The 26195-nt window shown below is 44.2% G+C and carries 20 protein-coding genes and 1 riboswitch; of the genes, 13 read left to right on the top strand and 7 right to left on the bottom strand.

The window, feature by feature from the left end:
* Positions 1-314 precede the first annotated feature (314 nt).
* On the top strand, positions 315-1571 hold the full coding sequence (locus L4D12_RS12180; protein WP_428448114.1) for an NRAMP family divalent metal transporter: 1257 nt from the start codon (positions 315-317) through the stop codon (positions 1569-1571).
* Positions 1572-1928: 357 nt separating this feature from the next.
* Positions 1929-2588, top strand: a complete 660-nt coding sequence (locus L4D12_RS12175; RefSeq protein ID WP_428448113.1) for a Bax inhibitor-1 family protein — start codon at positions 1929-1931, stop codon at positions 2586-2588.
* A gap of 98 nt (positions 2589-2686) precedes the next feature.
* Here the strand turns inward: L4D12_RS12175 and L4D12_RS12170 are convergent, their stop codons facing one another.
* Positions 2687-4270, bottom strand: coding sequence for a Na+/H+ antiporter NhaC family protein (locus tag L4D12_RS12170; RefSeq protein WP_428448112.1), 1584 nt, complete (start codon positions 4268-4270; stop codon positions 2687-2689).
* Between the two features lie 83 nt (positions 4271-4353).
* Positions 4354-4526, bottom strand: a riboswitch (Lysine riboswitch).
* A 190-nt stretch (positions 4527-4716) separates the two neighbouring features.
* Here L4D12_RS12170 and L4D12_RS12165 point away from each other — a divergent pair.
* From L4D12_RS12165 to chbG, 9 genes are all read left to right on the top strand, one after another.
* Positions 4717-6639 (top strand): BCCT family transporter, encoded by a 1923-nt coding sequence (locus tag L4D12_RS12165; protein ID WP_428448126.1) that lies wholly within the window; start codon positions 4717-4719, stop codon positions 6637-6639.
* A 221-nt stretch (positions 6640-6860) separates the two neighbouring features.
* Positions 6861-7865: a LacI family DNA-binding transcriptional regulator gene (locus L4D12_RS12160; RefSeq protein WP_428448111.1), complete on the top strand. Its 1005-nt coding sequence runs from the start codon at positions 6861-6863 to the stop codon at positions 7863-7865.
* 303 nt (positions 7866-8168) lie between these two features.
* Entirely contained in the window at positions 8169-8492 is a 324-nt protein-coding gene (locus tag L4D12_RS12155) for a PTS sugar transporter subunit IIB (RefSeq protein WP_428448110.1), read from the top strand.
* 4 nt (positions 8493-8496) lie between these two features.
* The gene (locus tag L4D12_RS12150; RefSeq protein WP_428448109.1) at positions 8497-9831 is read left to right on the top strand and encodes a PTS sugar transporter subunit IIC; all 1335 of its coding nucleotides are present in this window, start codon (positions 8497-8499) and stop codon (positions 9829-9831) included.
* The gene (locus L4D12_RS12145) at positions 9832-10236 is read left to right on the top strand and encodes a PTS lactose/cellobiose transporter subunit IIA (protein WP_428448108.1); all 405 of its coding nucleotides are present in this window, start codon (positions 9832-9834) and stop codon (positions 10234-10236) included.
* Positions 10217-11098, top strand: a complete 882-nt coding sequence (locus tag L4D12_RS12140; protein WP_428448107.1) for a DUF7916 family protein — start codon at positions 10217-10219, stop codon at positions 11096-11098. Before L4D12_RS12145 ends, L4D12_RS12140 begins: the two co-directional genes overlap by 20 nt.
* A gap of 160 nt (positions 11099-11258) precedes the next feature.
* Entirely contained in the window at positions 11259-14039 is a 2781-nt protein-coding gene (locus tag L4D12_RS12135) for a beta-N-acetylhexosaminidase (protein ID WP_428448106.1), read from the top strand.
* A 149-nt stretch (positions 14040-14188) separates the two neighbouring features.
* Positions 14189-15496, top strand: a complete 1308-nt coding sequence (locus L4D12_RS12130) for a 6-phospho-beta-glucosidase (protein WP_428448105.1) — start codon at positions 14189-14191, stop codon at positions 15494-15496.
* Between the two features lie 63 nt (positions 15497-15559).
* Positions 15560-16297, top strand: coding sequence for a chitin disaccharide deacetylase (chbG, locus tag L4D12_RS12125; protein ID WP_428448104.1), 738 nt, complete (start codon positions 15560-15562; stop codon positions 16295-16297).
* 132 nt (positions 16298-16429) lie between these two features.
* On the opposite strand, the gene L4D12_RS12120 is transcribed toward chbG, so the two are convergent.
* From L4D12_RS12120 to L4D12_RS12100, 5 genes are all read right to left on the bottom strand, one after another.
* Positions 16430-17389, bottom strand: coding sequence for a DMT family transporter (locus tag L4D12_RS12120; RefSeq protein WP_428448103.1), 960 nt, complete (start codon positions 17387-17389; stop codon positions 16430-16432).
* 53 nt (positions 17390-17442) lie between these two features.
* A complete protein-coding gene (locus tag L4D12_RS12115) occupies positions 17443-18618 on the bottom strand; it encodes a UxaA family hydrolase (protein WP_428448102.1) in 1176 nt (391 codons plus the stop codon).
* Positions 18618-18947, bottom strand: coding sequence for a UxaA family hydrolase (locus L4D12_RS12110; RefSeq protein WP_428448101.1), 330 nt, complete (start codon positions 18945-18947; stop codon positions 18618-18620). The genes L4D12_RS12115 and L4D12_RS12110 overlap by 1 nt, the downstream gene beginning before the upstream one ends.
* Positions 18948-19333: 386 nt before the next feature.
* Positions 19334-19783, bottom strand: coding sequence for a hypothetical protein (locus L4D12_RS12105; RefSeq protein WP_428448100.1), 450 nt, complete (start codon positions 19781-19783; stop codon positions 19334-19336).
* A 40-nt stretch (positions 19784-19823) separates the two neighbouring features.
* The gene (locus tag L4D12_RS12100) at positions 19824-20561 is read right to left on the bottom strand and encodes a hypothetical protein (RefSeq protein WP_428448099.1); all 738 of its coding nucleotides are present in this window, start codon (positions 20559-20561) and stop codon (positions 19824-19826) included.
* A gap of 330 nt (positions 20562-20891) precedes the next feature.
* Between L4D12_RS12100 and L4D12_RS12095 the strand changes: the two genes are divergently transcribed.
* Complete coding sequence (locus L4D12_RS12095; RefSeq protein ID WP_428448125.1) at positions 20892-24194, top strand: mechanosensitive ion channel domain-containing protein; 3303 nt, start codon at positions 20892-20894, stop codon at positions 24192-24194.
* Positions 24195-24230: 36 nt separating this feature from the next.
* Here L4D12_RS12095 and L4D12_RS12090 read toward each other — a convergent pair whose 3' ends face one another.
* A complete protein-coding gene (locus L4D12_RS12090) occupies positions 24231-24881 on the bottom strand; it encodes a GntR family transcriptional regulator (protein ID WP_428448098.1) in 651 nt (216 codons plus the stop codon).
* A gap of 284 nt (positions 24882-25165) precedes the next feature.
* Between L4D12_RS12090 and L4D12_RS12085 the strand changes: the two genes are divergently transcribed.
* On the top strand, positions 25166-26179 hold the full coding sequence (locus L4D12_RS12085) for a glycosyltransferase family 4 protein (RefSeq protein ID WP_428448097.1): 1014 nt from the start codon (positions 25166-25168) through the stop codon (positions 26177-26179).
* Positions 26180-26195: the final 16 nt, after the last annotated feature.

Below are 26195 nucleotides of genomic sequence, written 5' to 3'. Positions count from 1 at the left end.
AAACGCAGCAAAGTTGTCCCGTTGATTCGGTAACATTGCCTTTAATATCGAGAGTCAGTATCTCCTTACTGAAATGCATGGTTGACAGTTATGAAAGGATGAAGCGGCGTGCGACCATGGATAACTATTTCCCTTACAACGGATGTTTATTGTTGACAGCTGTTGGCTAAGTCATTAATATCCGCGCCCAGCAAACGATTGCTACCGACAGACTAACTGTTGGTGAGATGTTCCGCCTGCCACATATCAGCTGATCCCGGTCAGTTGTTTTTCTTTTTTATAAAAGAGAGAGACAACATTTTTGGGGAATTGGCATGACCGTTAGCACAACATCCAGCTGTACAATATCAGCATCAAACACTGCATCCACACACGAATCAAAATCAACAACGTGGCAGAATAAAGCCATTTTAAGTGTCGCCTTTTTGATGGCTACGACTTCTGTTGGTCCTGGCTTCCTTACCCAAACAGCTGTTTTCACAAATATTTATAAAGTTGACATGGCATTCCCAGTATTTGCCTCGATGTTTATCACCTTCGGTATTGTGATGAACTTGTGGCGTATTGTGGGTGTTTCAGGTCTGCGTATTCAAGATATCGCTAATAAGATGGCGCCGGGGATGGGCTATTTTATCGGGATCTTGCTGGCGTTGGGTGCAGTGGCGTTCAACTTTGGTAATGTCAGTGGTTCAGCATTAGGTATCAATGTGCTTACCGGGGTTGATACGACCTGGGGTGCACTATTTACCGGAGTTGTTGGCAGTTTGCTGTTTGTGGTTCACAACGCTTCCAAGCGTATGGATCAGATGGCGCGCTATCTGGGTTTGTTCATGATTGTTCTTATCGCTTATGTGGCGATGACCAGCTTACCCCCTCTTGGTGAAACGCTGGTGGCAGCGGTAATGCCGACGGATATGGGCAGCCTGCTTCTACCAACCCTGACGATTGTTGGTGGCGCAGTAGGTGGTTACTACACGGGCGCTCAGCGTCTTGTCGATATCGGCCTGCAAGGTGAAGATAACGTAGGTGTAATCAAAAAAGCGGCGTGGGCAGGTATCTCTATTGCGGTCGTGATCCGTATCCTGCTGTTCTTGGCGGTGTTTGGGGTGATTGCAACTGGTGCTGTGTTGAATGGCTCCAACCCGGCAGCTGACGCCTTTCGTCACGGTGCGGGTGATGTAGGTTACTTCATCTTTGGCCTAGTATTGTTCGTTGCCTCTATCACGTCAGTAGTGGGTAACTCTTACATGGCTATCTCGCTGATCAAAACCTTGTTCCCAGTCGTAGCACGCAATGAGAAAGCATGGTGTGTCGGCTTTATCGTGCTGACCAGCCTGGGTACGGTATTCATGAACATGCCGATTCTGCTACTGATGCTGGCTGGTTTGGTGAACAGCATTATTCTGCCAATCGTACTGGGTATTGTATTGGCTGCAACCCGCCGTAAAGACATTGTCGGTGACTATAAGCATCCGATGTACTTGTCTGCGATTGGCGCACTGATTGTGGTGGTAATGGCGGCAGCAAGCTTCAGCAATATCGGTAACTTCATGAGTAAGTTTATCGGCTAATCGCAACACCTGATATAGCCTAAACACAAGAGTAAAAGCCGTCAACATGACGGCTTTTTGTGTTTTTGAATGGCTTGAGAGTATTTTATCCATGACACCCATATTTTTGTGATATTTTTGTGCTTTCCAGCCCTCTATCTTAGAGATTTCAAATGGGTGTCATGTTTGACTAGTGTTCTAACAAATAAACCAGATTCTCTTTAGCATGAATAAACCTGTTTCTTCGCTGAGGTAACTTGGGTATCTCTCGCAAATTGCCAATGTAGAGGATGATATTGGGAATAGAGTCATTATCTCCTTATTCTACGGTGGTAATATTTTGTCATATTTGCCGTTTTGTTAGGGAGAATACAAACAATGCTGGAATCAAATGTTTTTGATCGAACCGACTCTGACGAGCCAGAAATTAGTGCCAGACTGTATAACTTAACCATTGGCGCGGTGTTGTGCTGGGGGTTTGGGGTTAACTGGTGGATGGTATCAGCAATTTCGGTTGATACTGTACTTTCGGTATCACCGTGGGTGTTTTTTATCAGCTACTTTGCCAGCTGCCTATTTGGTGTTTATCTATTTAGCTCGTCTGATAGCCCCTTGATAAGTTTTGTTGGTTACAATTTTGTCGTGGTGCCGTTTGGTTTTGTTATCAATGTTGTTGTTTCCAACTATGACCCCGGCCTGGTGTTAGAGGCAATTAAAGTCACGGGCTTTGTTACCGGGTGTATGATGCTATTGGGAACCTTATTTCCAGCCTTTTTCAACCGTATCGCTGGCACTTTATGTATTTCATTATTAATGGTGCTATTGATTGAACTGTTCCAGATTTTTGTTTTGGGTATTCATCAAGCATGGATTGACTGGGTTATTGTGTTCATCTTCTGTGGTTACATTGGCTACGATTGGGGGCGGGCAAATCAGATCCCGAAAACATTCGATAACGCGGTAGACAGTGCCGCTGCGTTGTATATGGATATTATCAATTTATTCCTGCGGATCTTACGCATGATGGGGCGTAAGTAGGATCTAATACGGGTCTTTCGCAAAATGAAACGCTAGAGACACATCAAGCACCCAATGGGTGCTTGATGTGTTTTGGAGCGAAGGTTTTTACTGGAGCGTTATTTTGCTTCAGCCATGTCCATAATTGGTTGGTTCTTACGCATTGCAAACATGCAGAATCCGATAAACCATACGCCGCTGACAGCAAGGCCCGCCCATGCAGAGTGGGTGTAACCAATTGCGATATAGCCAAGTAGTGCACCAAAGGCAACAGATACCGCATAAGGTAGCTGAGTCAGTACGTGATCCATATGGTGACAACCTGCGCCTGTCGCAGACAAAATACTGGTACTTGAGATTGGTGAACTGTGGTCACCAAATACCGCACCTGCCAGTACAGCAGATAGCATAGGTAGTAACATGCTGATATCACTAGCTGCAGCAATGTCGCCTGCTAGCGGTAGCATGATGCCGAAGGTGCCCCAGCTTGTGCCAGTTGCAAATGCCATTGCACAAGACAGAACGAAGATAACAGCAGGCAGCATTTCAATTGGGATGTTGCCATTTGCCATCGAAGCCAGGTACATACCGGTTTCCATGTCACGTACCACACCACCGATAGTCCAGGCAAAGAACAGAATCACGATAGCAGGCAGCATCGCGCTGATCCCTTGGGGTGCGGCTTTAAGCCAGGTTTTAGCACTGAGTTTCAAGCGTAGTGCGAGTGCAATAGAAACGACTAAGCTACAGATTGCACCATATACCAATGATGAACCGACGTTAGTGTTTTCGAATGAGCCAATAACGCTGAACTCAAGGCCTTTCGCAGCCAGTACAGTTGCACCTGATTCGATCATGAAATAGACCGTCGCTGCAGTTAGCGTCAGGATAGGGAGTACCATATCAATCATGCTACCGTTGCTGCCTTCAGGTGTTTCGATATCAAGACCCGTTGGACGGCCACGAGACTCATCCCATAGTTTACCTTCCAGCGCCCACTCTTCGTGCTTACGCATTGGGCCAATATCAAGTTGGAATGCAATGACACATAGCACCATAACCAGCGTAAATACCGCATATAGGTTCATCGGTACCATCTCGACGAACGCAGCGATTGGGCTCTGGTCTGTCACGTTATGTGCCACCATGATCCCGCCAATCAGGGCGATGATATAAGCTCCCCAAGACGAAATAGGCATGAGTACACAAACTGGTGCTGCTGTTGAGTCCAACAAATACGCCAGTTTAGCGCGAGAAATTTGGAAACGGTCGGTAACTGGGCGACAAATAGCACCTACAGACAGGCTATGGAAAAAGTCGTCGATAAAAAAGATGAATACCATCAAACCTGTTAGCGATTTAGCACTGCGTCGATCTTTGCAGCGTACGGCTGCCCAGTCGGCAAAGGCTTGTGTCGCGCCAGAGGCACTCATCAGGCTGATCAATGCGCCTAGCAATAACATGAAAATGATCATATTAACGTTATCGCTGTTCAGGCTGCCGTTAGACCATACAATGCTAAGGACTTTCTCTGAAAGGTATTTTAGTGCGCCAACAGGTGAATAATCGGTCAGCATAAAGGCACCGGAAACGATACCTGCACCTAGTGATAATAGGACACGACGTGTTGTAACAGCGAGGATAACCGCTAACACTGGCGGGAGAATTGACCAAGCGGAATCTGAATAATGGATGAGGTTCATGATCTCTGTACACCTACAAAATAAGGTGGAGATCTACCGAAAAGAGGTGTAACGAAGACGTACAAAAGTGATGACTTGTTACCCCTTCAGGTAGCGCTCCATAGGAAAAAAACTATGGCAGTCTTACGCCTATTCGACGTAAGCCCAGCGACTGAGTGTGATAACAACAGTCACTTCGGCGCTGACTCCTTTCTCCGGCATCATCGGTATCATCCTCCGCACGGGTACTTATAGGCAGCGCGCCTCTACTGATTAAGGGTTTGCGTTAGCTATCTTATCAATAACCGACCACAGAGCAAGTGTTAAATCACAAAAAAGATAGATATTTGGCAACAATCTATTGTTCTTATCGTTACGATTAGGTTATTGGTTTGTGTGTCTGGTGTTTATGAATGATTATCGACTTATCTATGCATGGAATTTTCATTTGCTAAGGAGTTAGCATGATTAAAAAACACTTTGAATTGATCGACAAGCCGACCTTTTTTGGGGCGTTAGGGTTGTTGTTCTCCGTGATAATCCCCCTATTGTTGTTTCCAGCCCAAGGTGCAGAGTGGATTGCGATAGCCAAAACATTCATGACTGATAAACTCGGTTTCCTTTATTTGGCACTCGGCCTCGCTGCTTTCTTCTTTATGATTTATATCATTTTTTCAGATATAGGCCAGATTAAATTAGGTGATGCTGACGAAAAGCCGGAATTTAAAACCGCCTCTTGGGCGGCGATGCTGTTCTGTGGTGGTATCGGTGCCAGTATCCTGTATTGGGGGACTATTGAATGGGCATATTATTATCAGAGCCCCCCTTTCCAGTTAGAACCAGGCAGTGAGGAAGCGGTGCGTTGGGCGGCGACGTACGGTATTTTCCACTGGGGGCCGGTTGCATGGTCAATTTATCTGATCCCAGCCATTCCTATCGCCTATTTCTTCTATGTGCGTAAACAGCCAGTATTGAAAGTTTCTGCTGCGTTAATGCCTGTTATTGGTGAGGCGCGTAGCCATGGTAAATGGGGTAAGGTCATTGATATTTTGTTTATCTTTGGTCTGCTCGGTGGCGCGGCGACTACGCTGGGCTTGGCGGCACCGTTGATCAATGAGGGGATCAGCTATTTATTTGGGATCCCATCAACAACAACGACTCAGATTGGCGTGTTACTACTTTGTACGGCTTTATTTGCGTATTCATCTTATAAAGGGATGGATGAAGGCATTAAAGTGCTCAGTAATATTAACTTCTGGGGCGCGCTGGCACTGTTGGCCTTTGTTTTGGTGGCGGGGCCAACCTTGTTTATGCTGGAAACCGGACTCGATTCTATCGGTCGTATGTTGTCGAATTTCTTCATTATGGCAACATGGGCAGAACCGTTCGGTGGTTACGGCACGTTTGAAGATACTCACTTCCCGCAAGACTGGACCATTTTCTATTGGGCATGGTGGCTCGTGTTTGCACCAAGCATGGGCTTGTTCGTGGCGCGTATCTCACGCGGTCGGACGATTAAGCAAATGGTGTCAGGGTCGATCTTCTTCGGTTCACTAGGCTGCGCACTGTACTTCATGATTTTAGGTAATTTTGGCTTATCGCTACAGTTATCAGGTCAGTTGGATGTTATTGGCATTCTTAATAGTGAAGGTCCAACGCGAGCTATTTTCTCGATTCTTGAACAGTTGCCGATGAGTACCATGGTCATCGCGGTGTTTACTCTCTTGTGTATTATTTTCACCGCCACTACGTTTGACTCGATCTCGTTTATTCTGGCTTCTGTGGTACAGAATAACGTCACGGAAGATCCGTTGCGTTGGAACCGTCTGTTCTGGGCATTCACCTTGTCATTGATGCCATCTATTTTGATGTTCATGGGAGGGCTGGCAACCTTGCAAACCGCCGCCATTGTTGGTGGCCTTCCGTTACTTGTGATTGCCGTGATGTTGATGATTTCTGGTGTGAAAGCGGCAACACTCGATTTGGCCCATCAGGAAGGCTATATCGATCCGGTGATCAATATTGAAGAATTTCCGGATGTCGACCCATGGTCGAAAGAAGGCATGGCGATGGCACAATTTGAGCGCTTGAAAGATGAGGCAGTTGCAGCCGCGGAAGAAGAGCGTGAAAAACTGAACGCCATCTGGGATCTGAAGAAAGCAATCCGTGCCACTGCGTTGTCAAAAGGCGAGTCAGGGATGGAGTTGGGCGATGCACCGCAAGAGCAACTGGACGAAATCAGACGTCTGACTGATGAAGCTATGGCAGCCAAAGAACATAAGCTGCAAGCCTCTGAGCAAGCTCAGGAAGCACGTAAAGTATTCGATGATCTGATGCGTACCCGCCTAGAGCAAGAAGCGGCAGATGCGCAAGCAGAAGCGAAAGCGTAAAGCCATTTAATTCAATGATGTTAGTTGAATCGGAGAGCCGTCCTAACAGGGCGGCTTTTTTGACGACAGCGTTAAATAGACGTAGTCTCGGTCACACGGTGGTTGTGGCAAACTTAGACTTTCATGCAGCCATTTGTGATAATGAGCCTGTTATATCAATTCAAATCAGGTACGCTTTCTTATTTATGGGATGGGTACTTGCATGTTTGGCCGAGGGATGAATGGCAACAATTACTGATGTGTCGCGTATTGCGGGTGTATCGAAAGCGACGGTATCACGTGTAATTAATGGAACAGGGCAAGTCAGAGAAAGTACGGTGCTGATGGTTAGGCAGGTTATGTCTGATTTGAACTACAAACCTTGTTCTGTCGCACAAACATTGGCAACAAAACGAAGTAACAGTGTAGGGTTAGTGCTTTCTGATTTTACTGGTAGTTACTTTGGTATTCTATTAAAAGAAGCCTCAATGGGTGCCGATCGGATTGGTAAGCAATTATTGATTGCTGACGGACAGAATCAGGCTGAATCCGAATTAAAAGCCGTCTATTCTTTGGTTGATAAAAAGTGCGATGTGATTGTGCTTTATAGTCGCCAACTCTCACCAGAGCAGATCATTGCACTGAATCAGTCGATAGATATTCCTTTGGTCAATATCGGGCGTGCATTGCCCGTAGAAGCGGGTTATTCGATTGCCTTTGATCAAAAGCATGCTATTGAGATAGCCGTAGAGCATTTGGTTGAACTTGGCCATCGCATTATCATGTATTTAGGTCCCGATCCCACCACGCCAACATCGACGTTACGCTTGGCTGGCTTCAATGATGCGATTAATAGACGCTCTGAAGACGGTATCATTGCGTCTTACGCGACCAGTGAATTTGGCTATATTGAAGGCTATGAAGCCGCGAAGAAAATAGTGAGAGAAAATGCACTACCGTCGTCAATGGTGGTCGCTTCTGATGATATTGCTATTGGTTGTATCAAGGCACTAAGTGAGCAAGGTATTTCCGTTCCTAAAGATGTATCAATTATTAGCATTGATAACGATCCTTGTAGCCCATTCGTGACGCCGTCATTGACCACCATTGATGTGCCAATCCAAAAAATCATGGCGCAGGCTATGTCAGTCGCGCAACAGTTTGCCGAGGGGACGGATAAGGTTGAACCTGAAATTGTCTGCGGTACGTTGATTGTGCGTGAATCTACACAAGCCGTAAGTCTGTAACGTTATTCTCTCAAAGTGACCTAAAAGTACTAGCTCATTCCCGATGGGCTAGTTGTCGAGGTCTTTACAAATCATGTTGTGCTTAGAGGCCAATGCCTTTTTGTTTCTACTCTAAATATGCTCCCATTCTCTCATTTTTCGTAATGTTATCCATTTAGTTGCAGTATAAAAAACAGACAGCTGTTGCATTTGTAACCAATGGTTAGTGCAGTTAAATGTATCGCTTGGTATAAATGTAACCGGTCTCTGAAACCGGTTACATTCCAGAAAAGAACACATCATTACGACCCAAGGAGTGACAGTATGAATATATTTCTTTGTTGTGCTGCAGGCATGTCGACCAGCATGCTCGTCAGCAGAATGGAACAAGCCGCAAAAGATAAGGGTATTGAGTGTGACATATCAGCCCATTCTATTGCTGAGTTCGATGATTGCATTAAGTGGGGGGATGTCTGCTTAGTTGCCCCGCAAGTTAAATTTAAATATGAAGAATTTAAACGTATAGCTAATGAGCAAGGAAAAGGATGCGCGCTCATCGATATGATGAATTACGGTTTATTAAAAGGTGACGCGGTGTTGGATCAAGCGGTGGCTTTGTATAACGCACAGTCAACAGTGGAGGGATAATCTCATGGCTATATTTGATCGAGTACTCGTTTTTGTTGAAAATGTGGTTGCACCAACCGCCGGGAAAATATCAGCACAAAGGCATGTTAATGCGATTAAAGATGGTTTTGTTTCGACAATGCCGTTTCTCATTGTGGGATCGTTGCTGCTGGTATTAGCATTTCCTCCTTCGGAAGGTAATTTCTTTTTTGATGGTTGGCATGGACTGATTAACCTTATTGGTAAAGATAACATTCTGGCTCCTTTCCAATTAAGTATGGGTATATTTTCATTATATGCCGCATTTGGTATCGGTTTTAGTTTAGCGGAATCATATAAGCTACGTGCTATGAATACCGGCATGTTATCAATGTTTGCTTTCTTGCTCGCGGTAGCACCAATGATCACTATAGAAAATGTAGGAGGTGTACTGCCTGGTGCATTTTTAGGTGGTACAGGTGCATTTACCGCAATTATTTGTGGCTTATTTGTGCCTGAGATGCAGCGCTTACTGATCAAATATAATATTCGCATTAAAATGCCGGAGGCGGTGCCACCTAAGATTTCAGCGTCGTTTGATCTGCTTATTCCTATTGTATTTATTTCTATCATTATCACGATAATCAATGTGTTGCTCGGTGGGTATGATCTACAAATACCGTCTGCCATTATGAAATTATTCCAACCTCTTGTTGTGGCCTCTGACAGTTATATTGCCTGTCTAATCGCGGTATTAATGGTTCAACTATTGTGGTTTAGCGGTATTCATGGTGGTTCGGTTGTCGGCGGGATCATTGGGCCAATGCTTCTAATTAACCTTGGTTTGAACCAAGATGCCTTAGCCGCTGGTCAGCCATTGCCTGCAATCTTTATTAATCCGGTTATGGACTTCTTTATATTTGTTGGTGGTGCGGGTGGTACATGGGGCTTAGTCGTATTAATGATGCGCTCTAAAGCAACGCAGCTGAAAACCATTGGTAAAATGTCGATTGTACCGGGCGCCTTTAATATTAACGAGCCAGTGATTTTTGGTACACCTATCGTCATGAACCCCATTTATTTCATTCCGTGGTTACTGGCACCTGCGCTAAATACCACCATTGTGTGGCTAGCATTTAAAACTGGTTTTGTTGCAAAAATTATCGCCATTCCACCGTGGACAATGCCTGCTCCGATAGGTGCGATTATTGCAACTAATTCAGGCACTGCAGCACTGGTGGTTCTAAGCAGCCTTATCGTGAGCAGTATTGTGTTCTACCCATTCTTAAAAGTGCATGAAAAACAGTTGCTTGCTGAAGAGGGCGCGATGGCTGCTGCCACAGACAAAACGGATGGTCTCGTACCTACAGAGGCAAACTAAATGAATACTGTTATTCAATGCAGTGACGACATTACGGAAGAGTTCTTGATGACGCTGTTGTGTCAGGTCGGAGAGGCTCGTGCTGCCTGTATGGAAGCCATGCGTGCTGCCCGTCGGGGCGATCATCTTAAAGCACTTGAGTTACTCAAGGAGGGGGACCAAGCCCTGATTGCTGTACATAAAACGCAAACATCGTTGATTGGTTTTGATGAAGGGGCGGGTAAAGTCACCATGACTTTAATTCTCACTCATATTCAAGATCATATTATGACTACGATGCTGTGTAGAGAGTTGGCAGAAGAAGTGATTGCGATTCAGGAAAAATTGCATCATTTATTACAACGTGAATCTCAGTCTGAATTAACACATCAAGGGAATGAAAGTAATGCAGAAGCGAATATTTGATTATACCGCTCAAGATTTTAAGACCGCATCACGACAGCAGCTTGTCGACAGTATTCGAAACTCTGAAGGCCGTACGATCATGGTGGAAAATGTTGTTGGCATTACGCCACCGATAGATATGGTTTCTGGGGCAGAAATTGCCGCCGCTTTTGGTGCTGATATGATCACATTAAACTGTCTTGATGTGATGAAACCCGCCATTAAAGTGCTGTCAGAAACACCCGATGAAGTGATGACGGTTGAGCAAATAAAAGCGAGAACGGGACGTTTGATTGGCTGTAACTTAGAGCCAGTGCCTAGCAATGTAGAGCATGTTGATCTTGGCCGAACCGTGACTAAAGAAACGGTAGAGCAAGCCATTAAAATCGGACTTGATTATGTGATGCTAACGGGAAACCCAGGCAATTGCGTCACTCAGGAAACGATCCTTGATGCGATATCACTGGTGCGTAGTGTATCAAAAGACATCATTGTCATTGCAGGGAAAATGCATGCTGGCGGTGTAGGGAATGATTATAACTTAAGCATCGTTGAGCAGTTTGCTGAGGCTGGCGCTGACGTAATGATGTTCCCTGCCCCTTATACCACGCCGGGCGTTAATGATGAATTAGCGAGAAGCATGATGGCAGCGGTACATGATAGCGGGATGTTAGGTATGTTGGCGATTGGTACTTCTCAGGAAGGGGCAACAGAGTCATATATTGAGCAGGTTGCAATGGCATGTAAGGCCGCTGGTGCCGATATTGTTCATATTGGAGATGGGGGATATAGCGGTATAGCTCCTCCTGAGAATATTATGCGCCTAGGTATCACACTTCGTGGTCGCCGGCATCAATATAAACGGATGGCAAATCGGCGTTAAAATACAGTAAATATACATATAAAAGAACAGCGTTAAGTTGGTAAAGATAGAGGTATATGTTTATTTAAATATGCCTCTCTTTGAATATATAGAGCAAAAATTAATGTTCGTTTCACACCCATATGACTGACAATATATTATTTATCATGGAGTAGATGTAATGAAAAGCTTCAAATCACCATTGAAAGTATTAGCTATTGCATTAATGTCACAACTCGTCATTAATAATAGTGCTTTTGCTGATAGTTATCATCCAGAAGCCGATCAGGTTGAATTACTATGGAAGGTTATTGATCATGAAATTGGAGAGAATATATTTTTAGGAAGTCTGACAATAACGAATAATGGTATTGAACCTCTTGGTGACAAAGACTGGTCATTATTTTTCAGTTCTGTAAGACCGCCAGCGTCTGTATTACCTATTGATAGCATTGATGGGAATAATGCAAGAAAACAGATGGCAGATCAGTTTTTATCATTAAAAAATGCGGATAAATCAAAAAGTGGCGATTATTTTGTATTAGAGCCGGTGGTGGGTTTTGAACCTATTCAGCCTGGTGAGTCTAGAGAGATTATGATCACCGCTCAATATTGGCAAATGTTAAAAAATGACTCCCCATCCGGTTTTCATATTTCCTTTAATGGTAATGCTCCACATGCAGTATCGGTTGATGTGGTCATGGATCCTTCTGATCCAAAACAAACAAAACAAAGCGTTGATGATAATATGCCTGTTCAAACCGCATCTCTACGCTTTTCTGAGAATACAGCTACGGAATTAAATGTTCCAATTCAAAATTATGTCGTTCCACAGTTACAATCTGCAGAACTAAGTGATGCTGGGTTTTTAACGTTACTCGGTTCAACATCATCAATTAATGCACCAGATGATTTAAGTAAAGAAGCAGTATACTTACAGAGTGCATTAAAAGATCTTATTGTTGGTGAGTTCCCAATCAATAAAATTAAACCGAATGTTGCTGGACTAATTACATTAAAATTAAATCCTTTACTTGATACTGATTCCGATGGTGTTGCAGATAATGAAGGATATAAATTAAGCATAGATCCATTTAATGGCATTGTTATTGAAGGTAAAGATGCTAGCGGTGTTTTTTATGGCATACAATCATTGCGTCAGTTAATACCCAATGATGTTTACCAAGCATCTGTTGGTGATAATAAAATGCAGTATGCAGTGTTACCTGCAGTGACTTCTCTTGATGCTCCTCGATTTGAATATCGTGGTATGATGTTGGATGTTGCCCGTCATTTTCAAACTAAAGAGACAATTTTTAAATTAATTGATTTGCTTGCTTATTATAAAATTAATAAATTTGAAATGAATGTAGCTAATGATGAAGGATGGCGCTTAGAAATACCAGGTATTCCTGAGTTAACAGAATTTAGCGCCAAACGTGGTTATGATATCAATGATGCGTCGATGCTGCACATCGCTATGGGATCGGGTAATGAGTTCTCATCGGGTGATGGCATTGAAGGAAAACCAGAAAATATTACAGAAGCAAATAATGGTGTAAATCCTAACTTTCAGGGGTTTGAAATTGCACAACAAAACTTTTTAGGTAAAGGTTGGGGGTATTATACCGTTGAAGATTTTAAAGATATTTTAAAATATGCCGCTGATCGCCATATTGATATTATATTAGAATACGATTTTCCAGCACATGCCAGAGCAGCAGTTAAAGCGATGGAATATCGCTACAATAAATATAAAGATACTGATCTAGCTGAGGCAAATCGCTACCGTTTGATCGATCCACTTGATGAGTCACAATATTATACCGCTCAGTTCTATACTGATAATATTGTCAATCCATCATTAGAGGGAACCTATGCCTTCTTAAATAAAGTGATTAGTGAAACGAAGGCAATGTATGATGCCGTACCGGAAGCCGATATCACACGCTTGCATGGTGGTGGTGATGAATTACCGCCTCTTGGGGCAAATGAATGGTGGGCTAAATCACCAGCAATCCAGAAAAACCCCGAAACTGCAGGTAAAACAGATGCCGAACTATTCGATTATTTCTTCAGCCGTTGGATTTCCATTATTAATCAGAATGGTTTTAAAATGGCTAGCTGGGGTGATGTACTAACGCATAATGGTACCGGTAATGTTGATTATGGTGAGCTATACCCTATTTTTTGGAATAATGTGTGGGGTTGGGGAAATGAGCATCAATCATATGTATATGCAAATAAGGGATATCAGGTAGTACTGTCGCATGCAACAAATTTGTATTTTGATTTAGCGTATAACAAGCATCCTGATGAAATTGGCTATCACTGGGCTGGCTATACAGATACGAAAAAAGCGTTTGAATACCGTCCATTTAATATTTATGCCAATGGAAAAATAGATAAATTAGGTAATCCAGTCGAATGGAATCCAAACTGGGTAGAATTAACAGAAGAAGGCAAGCAGAATATTGTAGGGCTCCAAGGTCAGCTGTTTTCAGAAAATGCAAAATCACCTGAAATCATGGAGTACTTAGTTTTCCCTAAGTTGCTTGGTGTTGCAGAGCGAGCTTGGGTCACAAGTATGCCCGCTGAGTTGCCTATAGACCAAAGTGGTAAAACACCGATGGATCAGGCTTGGGACACTTTTGCGAATACTCTAGGGCAGCATGCCCTTGCGAAGCTAGAGTTTATTCAACCCGTCGATATTTATAATCAACTGCCACCACAACATGGTGTGAACTATCGAGTTCCCTTGCCTGGAGCTGTAATTGAAGGTGGTATGCTTAATATTAATACTAGATTCCCAGGGTTAGAAAACCAATATTCATTGGATGGCGGCCAGTCATGGGTTCCATATTATGCTCCTATTAATGTTAACCATGTAAAAACGGTTAAGACACGTAGCGTAACAATGTCAGGAAGAAGTAGTCGAGTAGAAGCAGTATCGCAGCAATAGATTTTCATTTGTTAGAAATAGCCAGTTGATTTCCCCCAACTGGCTTTTCTTTCAATGAGTCATACTAGCGGTAATGTCTTATTCACAAATCTGTCTATATCTCCTTGGACACGTTGAGATAAAATAATCAGAATTAGGATTTCATCATAATGAAAACATCAATAAAATTGGCCGTCATTGGCGGTGGTAGCAGTTACACTCCTGAATTGGTTGAAGGTATCTTAAAAAGAATTGACCATTTGCCGATTAAAGAAATTCATTTTGTCGATGTTGAAGCAGGTCAGGAAAAACTGGATATTATTGAAGCGTTGGTGCGGCGGATGATCGCCAAGGTTGGCGCGACGATCACAGTGAAAGCCTCGTTGGATCGCCGAGCTGCAATAAAGGGGGCGGACTTTGTTATGACTCAGTTCCGTGTCGGGGGTCTGATGGCTCGTGCCAATGATGAGCGTATCCCGCTTAACTATAATGTGATTGGTCAAGAAACCACAGGCCCCGGCGGTTTTGCCAAAGCCCTGCGCACGATTCCAGTGATCCTAGATATTTGTCGAGATATTGAAGAGTTAGCCCCCAATGCCTGGATGTTAAATTTTACAAACCCTGCAGGGTTAGTAACTGAAGCCATATTGAAATATACCAAGGTTAAAACCATTGGCCTTTGCAATGTACCTGTTTCTATGAAAGTCATGATTGCACAGATGATGAAGTGCTCTGCTGACGATTTATCTTTAGAGTTTGCAGGATTGAATCATCTAGTGTGGGTTCATAGAGCCTGGCTTGGAGCCAATGATATTACGGCGGATGTACTTGAAAAAATCGCCGACGGGGCCAATTTCAGCATGGCGAATATTTTTGAAGAGCCGTGGGATCCTCATTTCATTAAAGCGCTGGGTGCGATTCCTTGCCCGTATCATCGTTATTTCTACCAAACAGCAGCCATGTTAGAAGAGGAAAAACAGGCGGCTAAGAATGGCGGTACACGTGCAGAACAAGTGATGGTGACGGAGAAAGAGCTGTTTGAGTTATATAAAGATCCTAATCTTGCACATAAGCCTGAGCAGCTAGAAAAACGTGGTGGTGCATATTATTCTGATGCGTCACTGAATTTAATGGATGCCATATATAATAACCTCAACACCATCAATGTTGTTAACGTGCGTAATAACGGTACCATATCGAGTCTACCTGATGATGTGGTGATTGAATGCAGTGCGGTTGTTGGTAACTGGGGAGCTCGGCCTTTAACCGTTGGTCAATTGGAGCCCGCTATCAGTGGATTGATTCATCAGGTTAAGGCCTACGAGCAACTGGCAGTCGACGCAGCCGTGCATGGTGATTATGACAAGGGGTTAATGGCACTGGTAAGCCATCCCCTTGTTACTGACATTAAACAAGCAAAAGAAATATTCGATGATATATTGAGAGTGAATCGTGATTATTTGCCGCAATTTAATTAACGTTTGAGTGTCAAAATTTAGCAAGCGGGCAAGATGCCAGACATTTAATACATAGGAGATGTTATGCATGTTATTTTTAATGCTGATGATTTCGGCTTAACACCAGGTGTTAATTTAGGAATTATAGCGGCGAGCCAAACGGGAGTCGTCCGTTCGACCACCTTGATGGTGGGAATGGAAGCCGATAAGCAAGCAATTGATTTAGCCAAGTTAAACCCTTCGCTGAGTGTTGGGCTTCATTTGCGCTTTACAGCCGGTATATCCCTGACAGCTGCTCCCAGTTTGACGGATAAAAATGGGCGCTTTTTTACCTATAAGGTGTTTGATCAAATGAGGGGGCTCTGCGAACGGCAGATCGCCGATGAGATCATCGCCCAGATAGATTATTTTCTGGCAACAGGCATACCGCTGAGCCATATTGACAGCCATCACCATGCGCATACTCATCCACAAATATTGCCCGTAGTGAAAGAGATTGCGCGTGATTATCATTTGCCGTTAAGGGATTATGGTTATCCGGCCTCAGCAAGAAAACACACCAAGTATCATTTCAATAGTGACTTCTATGGCGAAGACATCAGTATTGATACGATTGTCGGGATCATTAATCAACATCAAAATGATACTGATATCTTAGAAATAATGTGTCATCCAGCGTATATAGATCAATGTTTATTAGATACCAGTAACTATAACCTGCCTCGGGCAAAGGAATTGGCAATATTAACGGACAAGGGGTTGATCACACAGTTAGATATGATGGGAGTCACGCTTGGCGATTATTCCATTTTTTCTGACTAAGCGAATGAAATTCGGGGGCAGCACCAGAAGCCAAAGCGTAACCGTAACGTTTAGGCGTTGGATAGATGAAGTATGTAACAAATAAAAAAGCGGTCAGTGCCTACACTGACCGCTTTTTTTAGAGGGGGGGGATTAAGCCGCTGATTTTTGAAGCGTAGGCTTTTTCTTGATGAACTTGTCACCCGCAGTGTAGATACACAGTGCGATAACGACGGTTACTACACCAGCCAGTTTCTGCAGCGTGATCGTCTCACCCAGCAGGAAGTAAGCCACGATCATCGCGAACAGTGGCAGTACGTTCAGAGCCATTGTGGTGATAACCGCATCTTGTGTTTTCAGTGTCGCCAGCTCCCATATCGCGTAAGCAAAACCTGAACACAACAGGCCAAGCGCTAGGATGCTGCCTAGGTTCTTGCCGTTTTCAACCAGTACGCTTGCAGAGCTGAAGTCAGCGCCAGTGATCAGACCCAAAATAAGTAGCGCAACAGTCGCAGACGCGAACTGGTAGAAGCTGCTTGAGTACAGGTCGTAACGTGAGTTCAAGTCAGAGCCGAACTTACCCAGAATGTAGTTGTAGGTCACAAAGCCAAGCACACCACACAGCGCGAATAAGTGACCGAGGTTGATACCTTGGATCTTGTTCGATGGGTCGTACGCGATGATACCCGCACCAACTAGTGATAGCACAACCGCGAACACTTTTGGTGCAGAAGGCTTAATTTTATCAATGATAAATACCGCCAGCATGGTCAGGAACGGTGCCATACCGTTGATCACACCGATTTCGCCAGACGAGGTGTATTCATACGCCAAAATAGTGAAGTAGAAGAACACCGCTTGTGCCGAGATACCAGCCGCCATCAGCAGGAATGCGTCTTTCTTGCTTTGGATCTTTTTCAGGGTGTGCTTCTTAGAGAACATGAACACGGTCACGAAACACAGCGTTGCGATCGCATAACGCGCGATAGCAAGCACCACAGGATCAAGCTTACCAGCCAGTACGCCACCCAGAGGGAATGATGCGCCCCACAGCGCCGCACAAGTCAGTGCGAGGGTTAACCCCAGTGATTTATTTGGAGCGGTTTTACTCATTTTTCTAATCTCACATAAAGGCATTCATGAACACCTTTTAAAAGCCACTATGATTATTGCGGACAAATCTGAATAACGTGTTCTAAACGCTGATCTTTTTGGTACAAAGATGCATATGCGTAGCCTACGCCTTCAAGGTTGGTTGGTGCACCGTCTGCCACAGCAAACACTTTCTCAAGGATCTTGTTTGATACATTGTCGATGGTGTCAGTGGCATCCATGATGCCGCAGGCGTTGATGTCCATGTCTGCGGTAATCAAAGCGCTGTTACCTGATACGCGGATCACTGGCACTATTGAGTTATTGAAACCTGCAGCGCCTGCCGTCCACAGGATCAACTGACAGCCTAGTGAGGCAAAGTGCATCGCGGCGCCACCACATAGCATGGTTGTTTCAGTCAGATAGAAACCCGGTGTGGTTGGCTTTTCACGGTGAAGATGGTTAATACGCAGGCAGTCTTGAATTGGACGGGTACCGGTTTTGTGCATCGCACCTTGTGATTTTTCATCGATGGTTGTTAGGCCTCCTACGCTATTACCGATCGACATGGTCTCCGTGCCTTCGATCACATGCCAGCGCTGCAAATCTTCACTGATTAGACGCGCAATTTTCTCACCCACTTCAGGGGTTACAGAGCGAGCTTTTAGGATCTCTTCACAGCCAAGTAGCTCAAGTAGTTCACCTGCCATGGTGGTTGCGCCCAAATCGACCAGTTTGTCAGAAGCGGCACCCACTGATGGGTTAGACGCAAGACCACTTGAGGTATCTGAACCACCACACTTAATACCAATACGTAGTGCTGAAACGGGCGCATCAACACGCTCAATGCTATCGGCGTAAGCTTTCAATTCTTTTGCTAGTTCGATACCGTCTTTGATCGTTTCGATTGTGCCTTTGTTTTTGATAACCGTTAGAGTATGAACCGGTAGCCCTTCGTTACGAACAGGCTCTGCAATCATTTGTGGATCAATCGAGCCACAGCCCATCGCAATCACCAGCACACCGGCGATGTTCGGGTTGGTTGCGGTATGGATGATGGTATCGATCATCTCCTCGTTACCGCCATACATACAGGTGTAGTGGTTGGTTACCACAACGGAGTTATCGATTTCTTTGCTGATGTTACGTGCAATACCTTCACAGCACTCATCAATCGCCACGATCATAATATTGTTACGAATACCGAATGACCCATTTGGGCGTGGGTAACCTTTGAATGAAGTTGTCATTATTGTTCGATTCCCATTTGTTTGATGATTTCTTCAATAATTGATTCTGGAATGTCCAGACGCTCACTGCGCACGTTCTGCACATGAACAAGTTGACCTAGCGGGATTTCAACAATTGACTTACCAATGGAGTGACCGCATTTCAAAATGTGCTCACCGTTTACGATGTTGTTTAGCGCAATCTTATTGCCGAAGGTGATTTTTTGCAGTGCTGTGATGTCTGCGATCACTTCGTTATCAGCTGAAATAATTTCAACTGATTCATGTTTTTCTACGTCGCCCAGTAATGTCGCTACGTTGTCTGTAGGAGAAAGTTTAATGGCTTTCATTGTTCATTTCCAAAATGTTGATTGTCTTATTGTCGGACAATCAGCATTATACAGTCAGACAAAAGTTAAAAGATGATAGATATCACACTTTTGAGTCGTATCTTGAAACAGTGTTACACAGACAGAATAATGCAGTCGGAAAAGGGAGAGATATCAATAGCCGATATTTAGATCAACATATTGATTTTTAAGGTTTATGTGTTATTTTCGAGTAAGGTAGTGCTGAGGGATAGCTGGTAGTGTACGCGACAAGTGCTCAATAAAAAATGTGAGCATTGTCACGTTATGTTTTCATAACGTTGAATGGACTATTGCATGATCATCTTGAGGTAACTTGGGTATAGTGTGTTTTAAGCGCAGTGAGTCGATGAGTGAACGCGATAGCGTTAAAGGAAGCTTGTTAAACTCTCTAAAGAGGCCTTGAATGATTTCAAGATGGTTTCTGGGTCATGGCGAGGATTTTTTACATTTTTCCAGATTGGTTTATTGTCAGCATAGATTATTGCTTCTTTTCCTAGATTGTCAGGATGATCATCATATACGACAGAGTACTTTAGTGGCTGGTTATCTTCAAAATAGTAACTGTATTCAATACCAAATAGACCTTTACTGACCGTTATTTTAGCCAGCTTAAGGTCATTATTGATATCAAAATAGTAAGTAATTTGGGGTGGTAATGATTCGAATTCATCAGTCGTGAGTGAGAGGTTCATTACATTATAATTGGCTATGTTGTCGTTTATTCTATTAACTTTTAAGTTAACATCTTTGGATGTAACCGCTGAGTATGAAGTATGGCTCCAGCATATAAATAGTATATAAGTAAGTAGTTTCATTTTATTCCTATAGAATGATGTTTTAATTTAGCTACTCTTTTTAGAGTAACTTATTGTATGTCAAAATACATAAGTAAATCATGCCCGTAAAAATTGCATATTTTAATAAAAGTCTAACCATATTAAATAGTGTCATTAATATCTTCATTTGAGGATTATTAAAATATTTACCGTAAACAAGTTGATCAAAATGACGGTCTCTATCAATGATTTTTTCAAAAGAAATCTTGAGGTTATTACTGTGTTTGTAGTCTCTAATTACGGCTTGTAATAGTTTCTTTAGTCGCTCATTTGGACCTGAATATTTACCCGGAAGTTGTGCGATATTAATACTTTTAATTTTTTGTACAGAGCCTTTTTTTTCTTGTGAGTGTTCGGTGTTTTCTAATATTAACCTTATATTTGTGTGATATCGTCTAACATGATTGCTTTTTATACTAAATTCATCGCAAAAGAGAGCGTTTTCAATATTATTTAAAGGGTAGACCTTCTCGATATTTAAAAAACTTATTGTCGTTAAAGTGTTATTTTTTAAATTAATTATGGATTTTTTTGGTGGCATATACGCTTTATAAAAAGATCGCATTAAAAACATGCCGGAAACAGAAAAAATTATTGCCATGATGAAATTATTAAAAAGTGCAAAACCAAAATAACCACCCATGAAAAAGGCGAGAAAGTAGAAAATAATATTATAAATGATAGAGCCTTTATTTTTAAAGCAAAGTTCATTTTTGTTTAATTCTACTGTAATAGGAAATATTATCGAGTATTGCATTTTATGCCTGTTATAATAATGCCATATGTCACCATTAGCTGATGCTAACACAAAGACTAAGTTATTGATAATAAACTTACATGTAAGAAAGTATCAGACACATTGTAGAATGCTTATACATATTACATTCTACATTTTCATCATCAGTTTGATGTCATTATTAATTGTGAAATTGATGGTTCATTTGAAACATCATTACGTTTAGCATGTTTTCGGTATTACAAGGTATTTACAGTTGTTGCCATTTTAACCACTAAAATGATGAATACATGAGGGTGACGCTGGCGAGGCGATGTGATGCAAAAAGTGAAGTGGCAGGGAATCCACGTGATGGTATCTTTACGCTGGCTTGGTGTGCGGCTGCTTGGTCTGTGGTTAGTCGGGTGGCTATGCGTGGGAAGCTCCCTCGTAGCGGCTGAGCTGCCTGAACAGCGCGATGTAGAGGCTGAGATCCGCCGCTTGTCTACTGCGACCCCGCAAGATACTGATCTGATTGCCAACTATCAAGCCTTGTCACAAACACTCAAAAACATCAAACAGCTGACGGATGAACAGGCTAAATTTAAAGCTCGGATCACCCAATATCCCCATCAACGAAATGTACTCACCGAGCAAATTGAGCAAGTCCGCCAGTTAGATTTGTTTAAGATTGACGCCCTGTCTACTAACGATGATTTAGCTCAAGCCTTAGCGTCATTACGGGCGGCGGTGAGCGAGTGGCGGGCAAAATATAAAGCCAACGCAGAAAAAGTTATACAGCTTGATGCTTCACGCCTGACATTGCCCAAGCAAATTGCCGCCGTGAATAACCAAATCGATGACGTGGCGTTGGTGAACAACAGTAGCACTGATCAGTTGCAACAGTGGGTGGCGTTGGCCAATCAGCGGCATTTGATGCTGGAGAAAGGGTTATTGGTGTTACAACAGCAAACCCTGGAAGATCGAGAAGGGTTATTGAAACAGGAACAGCAGTTACTGACTACCCGTATGCAATTGGCTATGCCAATTCAAATCACCTTGCAAAACCGGCTTGCGCAGGTGGAACAGGACTCGGCTAAAGAGATGATCTTGCAAGCGACCCAGCTAGAAAGCGTGTACGGGGAAGGGGATGTTGGCACGGATACCGATACCCAGAAGGACATTGCTACCAGTCAGATGCTGGCCAAAGAGTTAGAACAAGTGCTGGTGGATATTGAAAATGCTCGGCGTAAAAGTCAGCAGTTTGAAGCCGAACGCCAGTTACTGTCGGACGAGCAACGGCTGATCAAAGAGAACCTCGATTGGTTGCGGCAAAGTACGGCGTTTGGGGCATCGTTACGAGCGCAATTGCAACGCTTGCCAAAACACATAGGGGATAGCAATGTGCCCGATGATATCGCTCAAAGCCATATTCGTATTTATGAGATCAGCCAGTTACGTAGTCGCATGGCGGCAGAGATGCCTGCCACTTCGCGGCCTAGCGATGCTGAACTTGCGGCCGATCCGAAGAAAAATGCCCGTTACCATGTGCATCAGTTTCGCCGAGAATTACTGGCACGCTTGGGGGAGGAATACGATAAGCTCATTGTCGAGTTAGGGCGGTTGCAAGTTGTCAAAAGCCAGTATCAAAATGAGATAGATAAAGAGCGGGTATTCTTGCGTGAGCAACAATTGTGGATCCGCAGTAATCCACCGCTATGGCGAAGTGTTGCACGATGGCAAGCGGTGCAATGGGATAACATTGTGCCCACGGTGCAGGCGACATTCAGTACTTTTTCCATATCACAACGATATTGGGCGCTGGTGGCGATTTTGCTCTATAGCGCGGCATGTTGGTTTGTCTATGCGGCGTTATCAAAACGAGAATACACGGTCAGTGTGACGGCTAAAAAAGTACTCGGTCACCCCATTAAAGACCGATTCAGCCACACCATGGCTTTGGTGTTGGTGTCGATGTTACAAGCGTTGATTTTACCGTCATGGTTCATATTGATGACGCTGGGGATGCATTGGTTGTGGCCAGCTTTCATCGCCGGGGATCTCTCCTCGTTAGTACTGACCAGTGCGTTTGGTTTGTTTGTGGTGGAGTGGATTTATCAGCTGACTAAATGGGGCGGGGTATTGAGTCTTCACTTGCGTTGGCCGGATGATATATGTACCTGCTTGCATCAGGCGATTCGTCGCCTGCGCTGGGTGTTTGTGGTGTTGCTGTGGTCCATTTATGCTACCGAGTTAGTGTCAGGACAAAGTGCGTCAGAGTTATCGCGTTTGCTGTTCTTACTGCTGATCGGCTGTATGTTGTATATCTACGGTTTGTTGCTTAAACACAAACACTTACCAGCGGTGATGCCGTCACCCTTGAATCATCGCTGGGCATTATGGGCGACTCAAGCGCTGTTGGTGGGATCGCTGCTTGCCATCATCGTGGTGGCAGCGATGGGGTACTATTTGGCAGCGTGGATTTTACTGACTTATCAGCAGGCGAGTTTGTTTATTGTGCTTGGGGTGTTGATGGCATATCAGCTGGGAGAGCGGTGGTTCAAGCTTGAACACCGTCAGCTCAACTACCAGCGTTTGCTGGCACGCCGTGAAGAGCTAATCGCCCAGCAACGAGAACAGGCAGGGCAAGATCCGGAACTGGCAGATTTGCGTGAAGAGCTGCCAGACGTTGAGGAGAGTGGATTGGATGCAGAGCAGATAAGTGAGCAATCACTTACGTTGTTGCGGGGATTATCACTGATTGGCTTTGTCATCGCCATGCTCACTCTGTGGTCCAGCGCTTTAGAAATGGCACGTTGGCTCGATAGAGTTGTTGTGTGGCAAGTGAGTGAGATGGGGGAGAGCGGCCTTGTGGTTGTGGATATTACTCTGCAAGCGTTGGTGTATGCTTTGATTATGGTGATGGTCACGGTGATTGCTGTGCGTAACTTACCCGGCCTGCTGGAGCTGCTGGTCTTACGGCGATTAGATCTCGCGCCCGGTACGGGGTATGCGGTCACAACCTTGATCCGCTATTTGCTTGTGATGATAGGGGTGCTCAGTGCCTGTTCGATTGTCGGGGTACAGTGGTCAAAGTTGCAATGGCTGGTGGCGGCGTTTGGGGTTGGATTAGGGTTTGGGTTGCAGGAGATTTTCGCCAACTTTATCTCAGGGCTGATCATTTTGTTTGAGCGCCCGATTCGGATTGGTGACATTGTGACGATTAACGATCTATCCGGTACGGTGAGCAAAATAAAAACCCGGGCGACCACTATCATTGATTGGGATAACAAAGAAATTGTCGTGCCCAATAAATCCTTTTTGACAGAAAAACTGATCAATTGGTCGCTCACCGATCCCATTACCCGAATCGTGATCCCGATTGGGGTTGCGTATGGCTCAGACGTCGATAAAGTGGAGAAGCTACTCTATCAAGTGGCTCATGAGCACCCATTGGTGTTGAAAGAGCCATCACCGACGGTGTTCTTTTTGGCGTTTGGGGGCAGTAGTTTGGATTTTGAATTACGGGTTTATATCACTGCGATAGATTACCGGTTATCGACCATTCACTTGCTGAACAAAAACATTGATTGTCTGTTCCGTCAGCATCAGATTGAAATTGCTTTTCCACAAATGGATATTCATGTGCGGGATATGCCAAAAGACAGCGGGTAATCACCCCCGCCAATGCGGGAGTGATAGGATAGTATATTAACCCTGTTTGAGGATGCTGCCCATTTGGGTAAACGGGGTGATATTGGCCTTGGCTTCTTGCCATGCGCGTTCTACATCGCCATTGCAAATAGCATCGATCATTGCTGCGTGGCTGAGGCCACTCTGGGCGAGATCATAATCTTCATGCGTGATGCTTAAGTAGCTTTGCAGTTGGTTGGCTATCTGGTTGTAGATTTTCTCCATCCGCTTGCTATGACTGGCTTCCACAATCTTTTTGTGCAAGTTGAAGTCAGCTTCACTGATTGCTTGACTGTCAGTTGGGTTGTTTTCACACAAATGGCAGTAGTTTTGATAAAGCTGGCGCAAGGCGTCTTTGTCTTGCGCTGAGGCTTTTTCTGCCGCCATTGCCGCAGCTTGACTCTCGAGCGCGACACGTAGGTGATAAAGCTCCCACAAATCTTCGTCATCAAGCGAGATCACCTGCCAACCCGCATACGGTTTTTGTACGATCAGCCCTTCATGAGCAAGGGAATTTAATGACATGCGTACAGTGCTGCGAGATAGCTCTAGATCTTTCGCGAGTGTACTTTCGACAATTTTCTCGCCTTGGGCCATTTCACCGTTGACGATTTTTTGTCGCAGGTAGTCGGTCGCTTGTTCTTCCAAGCTCTGTTTATTGATTTTCATGGTTATCGAAGGATCTCTTTGATGTCATGCCGGTTGCTGTCCATACGGATGACGGATACTTAAGCACCTAAAAAATAGTGTGGTTGCTTGGTTATATTACCCTTTTATCATACCAGATAGTGATTTTTATCCGCAGCATCACGCGATAAATGCCGACTTATGTATCAGTTCCCAGTGACACATTACGCTTTGATACTAGTCTGCATCTGAAGGTAACGAGGAGAGGATTATGTTTGGCATGGCATTTGCTGTTTATTTTCTGCGGAGAAAAAACGGAGAAGATAATGACGGTAAGAAAAGAGATATGGTTATTGGTCGATAGTCGCGGAAGTGGCGGGATAGAGTCCCATATCCTTCAATTGGCCTCGGGGCTAAATCAGCATCATTTTCCGGTTTCCGTGGTCTTTATTGCTGACTATGGTTCGCATCCCCTGAAAGACGCCTTGACTGAGCACGGTATTCGAGTGATCACCTTGTCTCATGCTATATCGGGGTTATGGCGACTGGTCAAGAAAGAGAAGCCCCGTTTACTGCATAGCCATGGTTATAAAGCGGGCATTATATCGCGGTTTATCGGGATGTTGCGTGGGATCCCTGTTGTCAGCACTTACCATGCTGGCGAAGCGGTAACAGGAAAGTTGGCGGTCTACGACTTCATCGACAGGCATACAGCAATGCTGGCAGCGCAATGTCTGACGGTCAGTCAGCCCATTTCACAGCGTTTACCAGTTGCCTCATTAATGCTCAATAATTTTGTCCATACTGAGAGTGTGAGTATGGGGAGTGGAGAAAAATATGCTTTTGTGGGTCGCTTGAGTGAAGAAAAAGGGCCGCATATCATGCTGGATATTGCGCGCAAACTTCCCGATATTCAGTTTCATATTTATGGTGATGGACCGTTGTCCGCGCAGCTACAGCAGCAGGCATCGGTGAATGTCACCTTTCATGGCGCTCAACCAGATATGAGTAAAATCTGGCCAGAGATCGGCTTATTGATCATGCCATCACTGTTTGAAGGGTTACCCATGGCGGCTTTGGAGTCCATGAGTAGAGGTATTCCGGTGGTGGCCACGCACGTCGGTGCACTCCCTGATTTGATCAATAATGGCGTTAATGGCTGGTTACTGCCAGAGGCTGACAGCGATGATTTTATTGACTATATCCAACAATGGCAGCTCATGCCTGTTGATCAGCAGATGCATATGCGACTTCATGCGCGCTATCAGGTTGCAACAAAGTTTTCGGCTGATACGGTGATCCCGCAGTTAATTTCAATTTATCAAAAAGTGAGCTGCTGATTGCAATGTGGTGTTG

Origin of the sequence: Photobacterium nomapromontoriensis (assembly GCF_050336815.1) — a bacterium.
GTDB lineage: Bacteria > Pseudomonadota > Gammaproteobacteria > Enterobacterales > Vibrionaceae > Photobacterium > Photobacterium nomapromontoriensis.
This window is presented reverse-complemented; position numbering and strand designations above follow the sequence as displayed.